This is a genomic window from Massilia sp. Root351, from assembly GCF_001425045.1.
Classification (GTDB): Bacteria; Pseudomonadota; Gammaproteobacteria; order Burkholderiales; family Burkholderiaceae_D; genus Rugamonas.
In genome coordinates this window covers 20338-34537 of the sequence record NZ_LMDJ01000007.1, presented here as the reverse complement: position 1 = coordinate 34537, position 14200 = coordinate 20338, and the positions used below count along the sequence as shown (strand labels likewise).

Below are 14200 nucleotides of genomic sequence, written 5' to 3'. Positions count from 1 at the left end.
CGCGGAGGATACAGATGACATATGCTTTTGCAGCGGCGCTGCTCGCAGTGGGAATCATGGCCGAGGCGGCGGCCGCAGAGGCGCCCGGCTATTACATCGGTGCGCACGCGGGGCGCAACAATCCGGACGGCTGGCGGCCCAGCGTCGACCTCGGCGCCGGCACCGCATTCGAAGGAGAAGCCACTCTGCGCCGCGGCAGCCATGCAGGCCTGGTGGCGGGACGCGAGCGCGGGCACCTGCGCTACGAAGCCGAATATGCACGGGGCCAGCTGCGCTTCACGCGCCTGGCCCTGTAGGGACTGGAACAGCAGGCCAGTGGCCGCGGCCATCATGATCTGCTGTTCGCCAACATCTACCGCACCGACACGCTGGGCGGCGGCTTGGGCAGCTTCATCGGCGCCCGCGCCGGCTGGGCCAAGGTCGACTTGCCGGAACTGGGCTTTACCGGCGGCTGCAGCTGCTTCGGCCCCGCCAAGGAAAGCGGGTGGGGATGGCAGCTGCGCGCCGGACTGGCCTACCGCGTCGCGCAGCAGCACCGCGTCAGCCTGCAGTACACCTACCTCAGCCTGCCCGGTGCCAGCCGCGGCGCCGAACCATCCGTCACCTACCGGCGCGAACGCTTCGGCGCCCTTGGCGTCGGCTATGCCTACGCGTTCTGAGCCGCTTACAGCGCAAAGATGGGCTTGCGGGTTTTCCACAGGCCGTTGGTGAAGTCCGGGAAGTCCAGCGTCTGGAAGTTCTGCGCGATGGACATCTCGGACAGCGGCGTGATGGCGCTCCACGCCACCGCGTCATAGATATCGATCGGCATCGGCGCCTTCGCCTTCAGCGCTTCGACGAAATCGTGGATCACGAAGAAGTCCATGCCGCCATGGCCCGCCCCTTCCGCGCGCGACGCGTACTTGCGCCACAGCGGATGGTCGTACTTCTCCTGGTAGGCCTGGAAGTCCTCCCACTGGTGCGGCTTGCTCTTGCCTTCGATATGGATCGAGCGGTTGATATCCATCCATAGCCCGTCCGTGCCCTGCACCCGGAAGCCCAGCGAGTACGGGCGCGGCAGCGATGTGTCGTGCTGCAGCAGGATCGTCTCGCCGTTCTCGCAGGCCAGCGTGGTGGTCACGATGTCGCCCAGTTTGAATTTCGTCTTCGCGCTTGGGTGCTGCGCGCCGCCCGGTTGCTTGACGATATAGTCGTGCAGCCCGCGCGCCTTGCTGGCGAAGGCGTTGATGCGCGTGAAGCGGTTACCCCGGTTGATGTTGGTGTACATCGCGCACGGACCGATGCCGTGGCTTGGATACAGCTCGCCGTTGCGCTGCACCGAGTGCTCGGTGCGCCAGCGCGCTTCGGAGAAGCCCTTGGCGCCGTATTCCAGACCGCTGCCGTAAGGCTTCGCCGGGTCGCCATTGTTGAACTTCACCGCGCGCAGGTCGTGCTGGTAGCCGCCCTGCAGGTGCACCAGCTCGCCGAACAGGCCGGCGCGCACCATCTGCAGCACCGCCATCACGTCGCGCCGGTAGCACACGTTCTCCAGCAGCATGTAGGGCGTACCGGTCTTGAGCTGGGTGTTCAGCACATCCCAGTGGTCCTGCAGGGTCACGCCGGCCACCACTTCGCAGCCCACCGCCACTTTGGCCTGCATGGCGGCGATGGACATCTCCGCATGCCATTCCCAAGGCGTGGCGATGATGACGCCATCGAGCTTGCCCGCCTTGCCGCCATCAAGCAGGCGGCGGTAGGCTTGCGGGTCGCGGTCTTCGCCGAAGGTGGCCGGCTTGGCCTTGCCTTCCTTTTCCACCTGCTTCAACGCGCGGCCCAGCATCACCGGGTCGATGTCGCACAGCGCCACCACATCCACGTCGTCGCGGCGCAGCAGTTCCTTGAGCAGCACCTGTCCGCGCATGCCGGTGCCTATCATGGCGATGCGCTGCTTTTCACCGCCGCCCGCCGCGAACGCGCGCGGCAGCAGCAGGCTGCCCGCCAGCGCGGCGCCGGCGGTGAGGAAATGTCGTCGGTCCAGTTTCTTATCCATCTGTTCAGCCTCGAATGTTATGCGTTGATTGTAGCGGGTCACCAGAACTTGTAGCTGGCCGAAACGGCGAACTGGCGGCCGAACAGGTTCTGGCTGTGGTTGTAGCCTTCCCAGCCGTTCGGGTCGTAGTAGGGTTTCTTGTCCAGCACATTCTTGATGTTCAGGCCCAGGTCCAGGTTCTTCACCGGTTTCCAGCTCAGCGCCAGGTTCACCGTGGTGTATGACGGCGCGCCGTCGCACAGCGTTTCAGGCAGCGCCACCGACGCGGCGGTGCACTTGCCCGGTGCGTTGTCCTCGTCCCATGGACCGTAGGCCCACTTGGTTTTGCCCGAGTAGTTGACGAACACGCTGGTGACGAAGTTGCGGTAGCTCCAGTCGGCGTTCACGGTGGCACGGAAGCGCGGCGAATCGTAGTAGCCCACGCTGTTGCCGTTGAAGCCTTCGCCGTTGTCGCTGCTGACCGTTTCGCGCTTGCGGATGGTGGCCGAGATGCCGGTGCCCAGTTTGCCCATGTCGCCCAGCGAGAAGCGGGTGCGCGCGTCGATGTCCACGCCGTCGATCAGCGTGCGGCCGCGGTTCGAATAGGAGTTGATCAAGCCGCCCAGGTTGCCCACCGAGTAGCGCGGGATGCCGCCAGAGCAGGACGCCGCGTTGGCGGGGTTGGCGCACATGGCCGCCACGGCCGCCATGTTGCCACGGTCGGCGTCAGTCAGCTCGCTGCGGATCGCCTGGTCGGTTCCTGCCAGGGTCGGGCCGTGCTTTTCCACCAGCTGGGTGAACAGCTCGTTGAAGTCCTGGCGCACGATCTCGTTGCGGCGATAGACGAACCAGTAGTCCACCGAAATGCTCACGTCCTTGGCCGGCTGCAGCACCATGCCCAGGGTCGAGATCTTCGCCTTTTCGGGGCGCAGCTCCGGGTTGGGTGGGGTCAGGCCGCCCACCGTGGTGGAGCAGTTCGAGTTCAGCAGGGTCTTGCCCAGGTCGACATCGGTCGGCGTGACGGATTTCATCAGCATGCGCGCGATGGCGTTGGTTTCGTCGCAGCGCACCGTGTCGCGGATGCCGCCCACTTGCGCGAACACGCCGCCGGTGCCGGATTCGGCCAGGTTGGGCGCACGGAAACCTTCAGAGTAGGTACCGCGCAGCAGCAGCTCGGGCCGCGCGCGCCATTGCACGCCCAGCTTGGGCGCCAGGTTGGCCGAGAAGTTGGGGTACTTGTCCAGGCGTGCGGCGGCGTTCAGTTCCAGCTTGTCGGTGACCGGCACCACGACTTCGCCGAACACCGCGCCGACGGTGCGGGCGCCGTCGAACCACGAGCCGCCCTGCTGCGTGATGAGGCCATTGGCCGCATCCGCGTTGCCTGGGGTGAGGAAGCTCTCGCGCATCAGGCTGGCGCCGAAAGCGGCGCGCACCTCGCGTTCGCCCAGCTTGAACAGCGTGCCTTCCACCTTACCGTCCCAGGTGATCAGCTTGGTCCAGGACTGGATGTCGAAGGTTGGATAGGCTTCGCGCAGCAGCGCGGCGTTGGCTTCGTTAATCTGGCCGAACTTGTAGGCCGGGTTATCGGAAATGTAGGTGCGGCCGGTCAGCGGGTCTTTGGTGAACGGGCCGAAGGCCTTTTCAAAGCCCTTGGTGTTGACGTTGATGGTCTGGTACAGCGTGGAGTGGCTGCCGGCCACGCTCAGCGCGGTCTCGAAGTCCCAGCCGCCGCCGATGCTGCCGCGCAGGCCGGCCAAGGCGCGGTAGTTGGCGTCCTCGTTTTTCTGGCCGAAGTGGCCGGGCGCATCCTGCATCAGGTAATTCAGGCCGGCGGCGCCGCCCATCTTGGCCGCCATGTCGGCGCCCAGCTTGCCTTGCAGGTAGCTGTTGGTTGGGCTCAGGTAGGGGTAGGCGAAGGTGTTGAGCTTGGTGCCGGTGTTGCGCGCGAACCAGTTGTTGGTGCTGCCGCTGTTGAAGCTGCGCGGGCCATTCTCGCCGCGCAGCTTGATGTGGGTGTAGGCCGCCTCCGCAAAGCCTTCCAGGTCGCCGCCCAGCTTCACGCGGCCGCTGACGAAGGCGGTGGCGCGGTCCGAGGTGGGGCCGGTGTCCAGCGCGTAAGGCAGGTTGTTCCAGATGCAGCGGGTGCCGGAGGCTTCCGTCAGCGTGTTGGTGCAGCCGTTGACCGCGCGCTGGGTACGGGCGTTGTTGTTGGCCTTGTCGAACACGAAGAAGGTGCCCGGGTTCATCACACCAGGCTCGCTGCCGGTGCCGATGCGGAAATTGGGTACGAAGGTGGGATTGTTGACGTAGAAGTAGTCGGGGCGCTTCAGGTAGGTGTCGGCCAGCGAGATGCGGTCGCGCTGGTAGACGTTCACCGAGCCGTAGACGTTGTAGCCGTCGGTGTTCAGGTCGCCCTGGCCGTAGATCAGGCTGGCCTGGCGCTCGCCGTAGGACTTCACGTCCGGCGAGAAGTCGGCATTGGCGCGCGCTTCCAGGCCCTGGTAGTTTTTCTTGGTGATGACGTTGATCACGCCGGCCACCGCGTCCGAGCCGTAGACTGCCGATGCGCCGTCGGTCAGCACTTCCATGCGCTCGATGGCGGCGGCGGGGATGGCGTCGATATTGACGAACATGGTCTGGAAACCGGCCGGCGCGCCGTAGAAGGACAGGCGGCGGCCGTTCAGCAGCACCAGCGTGCCTTGCGCGCCGAGGCCGCGCAGATTGGCCTGCGAGCCGCCGTCGGAGCCGGTGAACATGGAGCGGAAATCCTGCTGGGCGGGACGCGCCGCCGGCAGGTTGTCCAGCACCTGCAGCAAGGTGCGCGCCCCCATGTTTTCGATCTGCTTGGCGTCGATCACCTGCACCGGCGACGCGGTTTCGGCGTTGATGCGTTTCAGGCTGGAGCCGGTGACTTCAACCCGTGTAATTTTTTCGGCCTTGCCGGCCTTGTCTTCCGCCTCGTCGGCTGCAATCGCCGAAGAAGCCAGTCCCACCGCCACCATCGCGGCCATCATTTTTTTCAATTGCATGGTTCTCTCCCTTTTATAAGTGGTTTGTTATCGTGAGGCTGCAAGACTCCCTCCCCGGTCCGGAGAGGGGCTCGTTTCTTGGTAAAGATGGGTTGCAGTCAGCGCGGCTGGACGGTGGCGCCCTCGGTGCCGAGCAAGACGGCGTTGGCCCAGTTGCCGCACACCTGCGCCGGCTTGCTGCCGCGCGCGCCCAGGGTGCGCAGGCTGATCTGGCCCAGGCCGCGTACATCGATCTCCGGCTTGACCACCGCCGGGGCATTGACCAGGCCACTGTCGTACAGCAGGCGCTCGCCGCTCCAGACCTGGAACTGCAGGCCGCCAGCGCTGCGGCAGCTGTCGTCCACGCCCAGGTCGGCGCGCAGCAGTTTCCAGTTGCCGTTCAGTTGCAGGTCGATGCGGCTGGACGGGCCGACGCCGAGGCCCTTGCGGAACCACAGGCCGTTCATGCGCATGTCGTTCGTCTTGCTTGCAGGCTTGTCGCGGCCGACGCTTTTCGGCAGCGCCAGGTCGGACAGGTAGCGCTGCAGTTCCGGGCCGTCCGGCAGCTGGTGTTCCATCACGCGGAACTCGGACAGCGTGATGGGCGACACTTCGCTCGGCACGGCGGCATTGAAGGCGCGCGCCGGCGCTGCAGCGCCCGGCTGCACGGCGGTCACCATGGGATCGGTGCTTGCCGCAGCATCGCCCTCGGGGTTCTGGGTGCTGAGCACGCGGAAGCGCAACAGACGGCCGGCTGCGGGAGGGAAGCTGATAGCTTGCACGCCCTGCTGAAGTTTCAGCTGGCCGCGCTTGATGGGCGCGCCCCAGTCGCCGTTGTTGTCGCCAATGTAGATTTCATAGTCGCGGATCTGGCCGTGCTTCCAGTGCTCGCCGGTGCGCGGCGCCAGTTCGATGCCGTCGACCAGGCGGCGCTCGGTGAAGCCGATCACCCATTCGTGCGGGCCGCCATGCATGGCCGGGCTGCGCGGCGTGCGGAACCAGGTTTCGGGCTTGCCGTCGAACGCGTTCTCCATTGGATGGCCGCTCTCTTCCGCAGGGCGGTTGAGCACCATCATGGTGTCCGCCGTCAGCGCGCGGCCGGTGGCTGGCGCAGCCGGGAAGTCGTCGTCGGCCTGGGCCAGCAGGGTCGTATCCGCTGCGGCGCTTGTTGCCTGCACGCTGAAGACCAGCGGCTGGCGGATGTCCTGCTTGGCAGTCTTGACGTGCAGCGTGCCAAGGCGGTCGGCAGCGTCGAAGTACCAGCCCTCGGCAGCGGCCTCGAACGCGGCGCGGTCCGCCAGCGCAGCCAATGCCCGCGCCGGCGCGGATGCGGCGCCGGCGGCAATCTGCACGCCGGCCGGCTTCTGCCGCGCCAGGATGCGCAGCGCATAGCTGCGGCGCGCTTCCTGCCCCGCGTAGCTGCCCTTGACGGCGCCAACCTCGACGCGCACGCCGCCTGGCGCACCGGCTGGTGCCTGCATGCGGATTTCCTGCTCGCTGAACGCGCCCTCCTGGTATTTGCGGCTGTTGCCGTCGTCCTCATACAGCGTGAACGACGACTCGCCTTGCGGGTACAAGTCCAGCGTCAGCTGGTCTTTCGGCTTCTCGCCGTCGAACAGCACTTCGGGATACATCGGCAGGATGGCGCCGGCGCGGACGAACACCGGCAGCTTGTCCAGCGTTACCTGCAGATCGATATCGCGCCCGCCCGCGCCGGCCGTGGCCTGGCGGCCGTCCCAGTAGTCGAACCACTGCCCTTGCGGCAGATGGATGGCTTTGCGCCAGCCCGCGCTCACCGCCTGGCTGCGGTACACCGGCGCCACCAGCAGGTCGCGTCCCAGCAGATACTGGTACTTGTAAGCTTCGGTGTAGGCCGCCGGATCGGTCGCGTTGTCCCACATCAGCCCCCGCACCAGCGGCGCGCCGCTTTGCTCGGCCTCGCGCATCAGCGTGTACATATACGGCGTAAGGCGCAGCTTGAGCTTGAGGTAGCGGCGGTTGATGCTGCGGTACGGCTCGCCGAACCACCATGGATGCTTGCGTTCCGCCGCCGCCCAGCCGGACATCCCCATCAGCACCGGCGTAAACGCCTTCCACTGCAGGTCGCGCGTGTAGGTCTCCGGGCTGCCGCCGAAGATCGCGTCCACGTCGCCGGTGGCATAGGCCTGGCCGGACAGGCCGGAGCCGATCAGTGTCGGGATATGCCAGCGGATGTAGTCCCAGCTTGCGCTCTGGTCGCCGGTCCAGGTAACCGCGTAGCGCTGCGTGCCGGCCCAGCCCATCACGGTCCAGATGAATGGGCGGCCGTCGGAGTGGTTCAGGATGCCGTCGTAGGCCGACTTGTTGGCGTCCAGCGAAAACTGGTAGCCCTTGCCGGTCCACGCCACGTCCAGCTTCTGCGCGCGGCTGCCGGCGGTGCCGACTTCCCACGCCATTTTCTCCACGCCGTTTTCGGTCCACAAGCCGGTGCGGAAGCCATACTTGGCCAGCCCCTGCACCGTCTCCGGCAGATGGGTGTAGCCGCAGCCGTAGCCGTCGTTCGGCAGGATCCAGCCGCCCGGCATGTCGTGCTCGCGGTAGCGCCGCGCCACCGACTCCACCACGTCCGGCGTCTTGCCGGTGGGGCCGTCCGACCAGTCCTTCGGCACGGTGCCCGGCTTCTTCACGTTGTCGCCGTCGTTGTAGCAGTCGGCGTCGCCGTATTCCAGCGCCCAGCGCGGCAGCATGCGCGCGCGGCCGGTCCATTCGGTATAGCGCGACAGCACGTCACGCACGTTCTTGCCCACGAAGTAATAGGCGTCGAAGCGCCCTTCCGCGTGCTCCAGCGAGATCTGCTCGTTCTGGCGCAAATCGTAGCTGCCGTCCGACCAGGTGTTGCGCAGCACGCCCCAGCCGCGTGAACTCATGAGGAAAGGCGCAGGGCTGGGCCGGTCGCCCTCTTCCCAGCCGCCCGAATAGGACACCTGCAACTGCTTGCCCTTGAATTCGTAGCGGCCGTTCTGCTGGCCGCCGCCGAAAAAGCGTTCGGTCTTATCAGTCGACAGGGTTTGCACCGCCTGTTTCGCGCCCAGCTCCAGCGGCTGCACTTCGCTCCACAGCGGCACGCTGTCGCCGGCGCGGTACAGGGTGAAGCGCAGCGGCTTGCGGTCGATGCGCAGGGACAGCGCGTCTGTGCTGATCAGGATATGGCCGGGCTGCTCGCTCACGCTGTGCCTGACCTGCGCAGCCGGGGCGGCCACCACGATGGCGGCGGCCTTGTCGCCGGCGCCGGTCAGCCCCGTGCCTTTCGGTCCGGCCCAGATGCGCACCACGTCCGCGCGCGGCAGGCTAAGCTGTACTACGGCACCGGTATCGGTGACCAGGTTCCACTGCTGGCCGTCGCCAGCAGCAATGCTGCGCAGGTTGCCGACCGGCGCGGCCATCGCTGGTGCGCAGGCCACCAGGCAGATCAAAGGAAGAACAGGCGAAAGACGTTTCATATCGAAAGTTTTTATATGTCTGATACGACCACTCTAGGAACAAAAACAAACAAGGTCAACAAAAAGAAAGCGAAAACACGAAAAAATGGCAGAAATCGCCAAACAATCGCATCATTTTCTTTCGTATTGCAGTGTTATTGCGCTACACACTTTCGATTTCGTAGTAAAACAGACACAGGAACCGCGCGAAACGCGACGTTACCCGGCGTTACAACTTTCTTTTATCTTTCGTATTTGACAGTTCGAAATTTTCACCTTATGATTTCTACGACTCCAACCTATTCTTTCTTTCGATGACTACCCTACTGCAGCGTGCTCCTCAAGACTGGCGTGACATTGGCGGCCTCGACACCGCCGAAGAGATCGCCCACCAGCCGGCCATGTGGCGCGAACTGGCCGCCGGCCTGGCCGCCGAACAGGCGCGCGTGGCGGCCTTCCTGGGCGACTGCCTGAGCGATCCGCGCCAGCGCGTCATCCTCACCGGCGCCGGCAGCTCCGCCTATGCGGGCGAAATCATCGCCGACGAATTGAACGCCGCATGGCCTGCGCAAGTGCGCGCCGTCGCCACCACCAGCCTGCTCACGCACCCGGAGCTGTACCTGGAAACGGACGCACCGACGCTGCTGGTTTCCTTCGCGCGCAGCGGCAACAGCCCTGAAAGCACGGCGGCCGTGAGCCTGCTGCGCGACCTGGTGCCCGGCGCGCGCTTCCTGAACATCACCTGCAATGCGGACGGCCACCTGGCCAAACAAGGCGCGGACGATCCCTCCGTGTGCAACCTGCTGATGCCCACCGCCAGCTGCGACCGCGGCTTCGCCATGACCAGCAGCTTTACCTGCATGCTGCTGGCCGCCTTGTCCGTGCTGGGCCGCGAACCGCAGCTGGAACGCATCGGGCAACTGGCCGCGCTGGCAGACGAAGCGCTGCGCGACTGGGCCGCGCCGCTGGCCACACTGGGCGCGCAGCCGGTGTCGCGCGTGGTCTACCTCGGCAGCGGTCCGCTGGAAGCGCTGGCGAAGGAAGCCGCACTGAAGATCCTGGAACTGACGGGCGGCCGCGTGCTGGCTGTCGCCAACAGCCCGCTCGGCTTCCGCCATGGCCCGAAAGCCATGCTGAACGAAGACACGCTGGTGGTAATGTTCCGCAGCGCCAAGCCGCTGGCGCGCAAGTATGAACAGGACTTGCTGCAAGAGCTGCAGCGCGAAAAAGTGGCGGGCCGCTGCCTGACGGTAGGAACCGGTGCGCATATCGGCGTCGACACCCCGGCTTGGCCCGACTCCTGGCTGGCGCCACTGTGGCTGCTGATGGCGCAGCAATACGCGCTGCACCAGTCGGCGCTGCTGCAACTGCGTCCCGACAATCCATTCACCGGCGGCACGGTCAACCGTGTCGTCCAGGGCGTCACCATTTACCGCCATGACGACTTCTGAACAGCGCGGCTACCACGGCATCGATATCGGCGGCAGCAAGATCGAGCTGGTAGCCTTCAAGGACGGCGACTCCGGCCTGGCCGAAGTCCACCGTGAACGCATCGCCACGCCGGGCACCGACTTCGACGCCTTCGTGCATGCCATGACCGCGCTGCTTGAGCGCGGCGACGCGGCGCTGGGCATGCGCGCCCCCGCAGGCATCGGCCTGCCCGGCATTATCGACAGCGCCACCGGCCGCCAGGTCAGCTCCAACGTGCCGGCGCTGAACGGGCGCCTGGTAGTGTCGGCCCTGCAGGATGCCTTGCAGCGCCCCATCGCCATCGGCAACGACTGCCAGTGCTTCGCCCTGTCCGAAGCGCAGGGCGGCGCGGCGCAGGGCCTGCCCAGCATGTTCGGCGCCATCATCGGCACCGGCGCGGGCGGCGGCTACTGTGTGCAAGGCCGCCTGCTGCGCGGCATGAACGGTATCGCTGGCGAATGGGGCCACTGGCCCGTGCCGGCGCCGCTTCTGATCCAGCACGCCGTGCCCATCCTCGACTGCCCGTGCGGGCGCAGCGGCTGCATGGAACGCTACGTGTCCGGCCCCGGCATGAGCAGGCTGCACGCCCACTTCGGCGGCGGCAGCGACGGCGTGGGCGATCCGCCACTGGCGATCGCCGCGCGCGCCCGGGCCGGCGACAAGATTGCCGAGCATACGCTGGCCGTACACCTTGACCTGCTGGGCCACGCGCTGGCCACGCTGGTGATCACGCTCGACCCGCACGCCATCGTGCTGGGCGGCGGCCTGTCGCAGCTGGCGCACCTGTACGAACGCCTGCCAGCGGCCATGCGGCGCCACCTGTTCGCCGGCGTGCAGGTGCCGCCCATCCTGCCGCCCCGCTTCGGCGACGCCGGCGGCGCGCGCGGCGCGGCCCTGCTGGCTAAACAGACTTTGGCCAAGCAATGACTTCATCATCAACCGACTGCGTGAATACCATGACCGCTCCTGCACCCTCCTCCCCCATCCAGCAAGTCATTGCCGCCCACCGGCGCGGCGCGGCGGCCGGCTTGTACAGCGTTTGCTGCAGCCACCCGCTGGTGCTGCGCGCCGCCATGAAGGTGGCGGCAGCCTACGGCACGCTGCTGCTGGTGGAGGCGACCTCCAACCAGGTGGACCAGTTCGGCGGCTACACCGGCATGACGCCTGCCGTGTTCCACGACTACGTGAAGACCATGGCGCGCGAGGAAGGCTTCCCGCTGGAGATGCTGGTGCTGGGCGGCGACCACCTCGGCCCCAACGCCTGGCAGCACCTGGACGCCGCCACAGCGATGCAGAACGCGGACACGCTGATCGCGGCCTACGCCGCAGCCGGCTTCCACAAGATTCACCTCGACTGCAGCATGCGCTGCGCCGACGACCCGGCCATCCTCAGCGACGACACCATCGCCGCGCGCTCGGTGCGCCTGGCCATCATTGCCGAGGCGGCCGCCGGACAGGCAGGCCTGCCGCCGCCGGTATACGTGATCGGCACCGAAGTGCCCATCCCCGGCGGCGAAGCGGAGCTTGCCAAAGCAGGCCAAGTCACTTCGCCCGCAGCGGCGGCGCGCACGCTGGACGTGCACCGCAAAGCCTTCCTGGACGCCGGCCTGCACGCGGCCTGGCGCCGCGTGGTGGCCATGGTGGTGCAGCCGGGCGTGGACTTCGACCACAGCCACATCCAGCACTACAACGCCGGACAAGCGGCGGCGCTGTCGGACTTCGTGGCAGACCAGCCGGGCCTCGTGTTCGAAGCCCACTCTACCGACTACCAGCGCGAGACGGCGCTGCACCAGATGGTGCGCGACCACTTCGCCATCCTGAAGGTCGGCCCCGCCGCCACGTTCGCGTTGCGCGAAGCCATGCTGTCGCTGTGCCGCATCGAAGAAGAACTGGTGCCGGCCGGCCAGTGCTCGCGCCTGATGCAGGTGCTGGACGAGGTGATGCTGGCGCAGCCGCGCCACTGGAGCAAGCACTATCCGGGCAGCAGCGCCGAGCAGCGCCTGCTGCGCCGCTACGGGCTGAGCGACCGTTGCCGCTACTACTGGGGCGAAGCGCCGGTGCTGGCCGCCGTGGACAAGCTGTTCGCCAACCTGGACGCGCTGGAGATTCCATTATCCCTGCTCAGCCAGCATCTGCCGGAGCAGTACCTGGAGGTGCTGCAAGGCCAGCTGGCCACCGGCGCCGGAGCGCTGGTGCAGCACAAGATCGGCCGCCTGCTGGCGCAGTATGCGCGCGCCTGCAACCGCAACGCGGCCGATGCCGTTGCCGATCCCGCCGCAGCGGCGACGGCAGCAATGGCAACTGCGGCGGCCGAGGCCTCCACCGGCCCCGCATCGATCTGGTAAGCTCGACGTTTTTTAAAGTCGACCGAGACGCCACCATGCGAAATACCAGCCAACGCCGCGCATCCATCCTGCAAATGCTGACCCAACACGGCTCCGTCCAGGTGACGCCGCTGGTGGAGCAGTTCGGCGTGTCCGCGGTAACCATCCGCAGCGACCTGAGCGCACTGGAAAACCAGGGTGTGGCCACGCGCAGCCACGGCGGCGCCATCCTGACCCGCACGGCGGTCTCGGAACAGACCATCCACCAGAAGGATGCGCTCAACCAGCAGCAGAAGGACCGCATCGGCGCACTGGCTGCGACGCTGGTCCAGCCGGGCGAGAACATCATCATCGATTCCGGCACGACCACCATCTCGCTGGCGCGCCACCTGCACGAAGCGCAGGACGTGACGGTGCTGACCAATGGCCTGAACATCGCATGGGAACTGGCCAGCGCGCCGGGCGTGGACCTGATCATGACCGGCGGCCTGCTGCGCAAGCAGTCGCTGTCGATCCAGGGCGCGCAGGCTGAAGCCTGCCTGCAGGCCTACAGCTTCGACAAGCTGTTCCTTGGCGTGGACGGCTTCGACCTGCAGTTCGGCGTGACCACGCACCACGAAGCGGAAGCGAGCCTGAACCAGAAAATGGTGGAGCGCGCGAAAAAAGTCATCGTCCTCACGGACGCCTCCAAGTTTGGCCGCGTCAGCCTGCACCGCATCGTGCAGCTGAACCAGGTCCATACCGTCATCACCGACGCCAGCATCAGCCCCGAGTACAGCCAGGGGCTGCGCGAGCTTGGCATCGAATTACTTATAGCGGAATAGAGCGTGCTACACGGCAGAATACTTACCCCCACAGGTTGGATCACAGGCAGCATCGGCTTCGGCCAGCGCATCCAGCAAATACAGGAAGATCCTGCCGCAGGCCAGAATGGTTTGACCATACTGCCCGGTTTCGTCGACCTGCACGTGCACGGCGCCTCCGGCGTCGACATCATGCAGGGCGGCGACGCCGGCGCCACCGTAGCGCGCACCCATGCCCGCCACGGCACTACCTCGCTGCTGGGCACCACGCTCACCGCCAAGGAACCGTCGATACGGCGTGCACTGGCCGGGCTGGCCGGCGTGATCGCCGCACGTCCCACGGGCGGCGCGCGCATGCTCGGCGTGCACCTCGAAGGCCCCTTCCTCAACCTCCATCGCCTGGGTGCGCAGCCGCCGGACGTAATGGTGGCCAGCATGGAGCTGGTGCGCAGCCTGAACGGCGTCGCACCGATCCGCGTGCTGACGCTGGCGCCGGAAGTTGACGGCCACCTGCAACTGATACCGCAACTGAAGGCCATGGGCATCCGCGTGCAGATCGGCCATAGCGCCGGCACGTATGAGGACGGCGTGGCCGCCCTGAACGCGGGTGTTTCCGGCTTCACGCACTTGTTCAACGGCATGACCGGCATGGACCACTACAACCCCGGCATGGTGGGCGCCGCGCTGGCGCATGCCGAATACGCCGAAGTGATACCTGACCTGATGCACGTGAGCGCCGGCGCACTGCGCAGCGCCCTGCGCACCATTCCGCGCCTGTACGGCGTGACCGACGCCACCAGCGCCACCGGCATGCCGGACGGCGAGTATGCGCTGGGCACGCAGCGCGTGTTCAAGTGCCTGGGCTGCGTGCGCCTGGCCACCGGCTCGCTGGCGGGCAGCGTACTGACCATGGACCAGGCGCTGCGCAACTTCGTCGGCCTCGGCCTCGATCTGGCCGACGCCTCCCACCGCCTGTCGCTCTACCCCGCCGACTATCTCGGCGAAATCCAGCGCGGACGCCTGGCGCCCGGCGCCTGGGCCGACATGGTGGTGCTCGACGCCGAGCTGCGGCCGGTTGCCGTCTACGTCGAAGGCGAAGCCATCGACCTTTCCCCAAACTAGTCACGGA

Annotated in this window: 10 protein-coding genes; 7 read left to right on the top strand and 3 right to left on the bottom strand. The window is 66.6% G+C overall.

The genetic code is table 11. The features are described from left to right. Positions 1-14: 14 nt before the first annotated feature. Positions 15-296, top strand: coding sequence for a hypothetical protein (locus ASD15_RS11275; RefSeq protein WP_057154953.1), 282 nt, complete (start codon positions 15-17; stop codon positions 294-296). Between the two features lie 84 nt (positions 297-380). Further along, positions 381-659 (top strand): hypothetical protein, encoded by a 279-nt coding sequence (locus ASD15_RS11270; RefSeq protein ID WP_057154952.1) that lies wholly within the window; start codon positions 381-383, stop codon positions 657-659. Between the two features lie 5 nt (positions 660-664). Here the strand turns inward: ASD15_RS11270 and ASD15_RS11265 are convergent, their stop codons facing one another. From ASD15_RS11265 to ASD15_RS11255, 3 genes are all read right to left on the bottom strand, one after another. Then, positions 665-2029 carry a Gfo/Idh/MocA family protein gene (locus ASD15_RS11265; RefSeq protein WP_200953958.1) on the bottom strand — a complete coding sequence of 455 codons (1365 nt, stop codon included), beginning with the start codon at positions 2027-2029 and terminating at the stop codon, positions 665-667. 38 nt (positions 2030-2067) lie between these two features. Then, the gene (locus tag ASD15_RS11260; protein WP_200953957.1) at positions 2068-5037 is read right to left on the bottom strand and encodes a TonB-dependent siderophore receptor; all 2970 of its coding nucleotides are present in this window, start codon (positions 5035-5037) and stop codon (positions 2068-2070) included. A gap of 98 nt (positions 5038-5135) precedes the next feature. Continuing rightward, a complete protein-coding gene (locus tag ASD15_RS11255) occupies positions 5136-8495 on the bottom strand; it encodes a TIM-barrel domain-containing protein (protein WP_057154950.1) in 3360 nt (1119 codons plus the stop codon). A 293-nt stretch (positions 8496-8788) separates the two neighbouring features. Between ASD15_RS11255 and ASD15_RS11250 the strand changes: the two genes are divergently transcribed. The 5 genes from ASD15_RS11250 to ASD15_RS11230 are packed head-to-tail and all read left to right on the top strand — an operon-like array spanning position 8789 to position 14193. Then, positions 8789-9925 carry an SIS domain-containing protein gene (locus ASD15_RS11250; RefSeq protein ID WP_057154949.1) on the top strand — a complete coding sequence of 379 codons (1137 nt, stop codon included), beginning with the start codon at positions 8789-8791 and terminating at the stop codon, positions 9923-9925. Continuing rightward, positions 9912-10871 (top strand): ROK family protein, encoded by a 960-nt coding sequence (locus ASD15_RS11245; protein WP_057154948.1) that lies wholly within the window; start codon positions 9912-9914, stop codon positions 10869-10871. Before ASD15_RS11250 ends, ASD15_RS11245 begins: the two co-directional genes overlap by 14 nt. Then, positions 10868-12289, top strand: a complete 1422-nt coding sequence (locus ASD15_RS11240; RefSeq protein ID WP_200953956.1) for a D-tagatose-bisphosphate aldolase, class II, non-catalytic subunit — start codon at positions 10868-10870, stop codon at positions 12287-12289. The genes ASD15_RS11245 and ASD15_RS11240 overlap by 4 nt, the downstream gene beginning before the upstream one ends. 35 nt (positions 12290-12324) lie before the next feature. Then, complete coding sequence (locus ASD15_RS11235; protein WP_057154946.1) at positions 12325-13092, top strand: DeoR family transcriptional regulator; 768 nt, start codon at positions 12325-12327, stop codon at positions 13090-13092. A gap of 3 nt (positions 13093-13095) precedes the next feature. Then, on the top strand, positions 13096-14193 hold the full coding sequence (locus tag ASD15_RS11230; protein WP_057154945.1) for an N-acetylglucosamine-6-phosphate deacetylase: 1098 nt from the start codon (positions 13096-13098) through the stop codon (positions 14191-14193). The last annotated feature ends 7 nt before the right edge of the window (positions 14194-14200 follow it).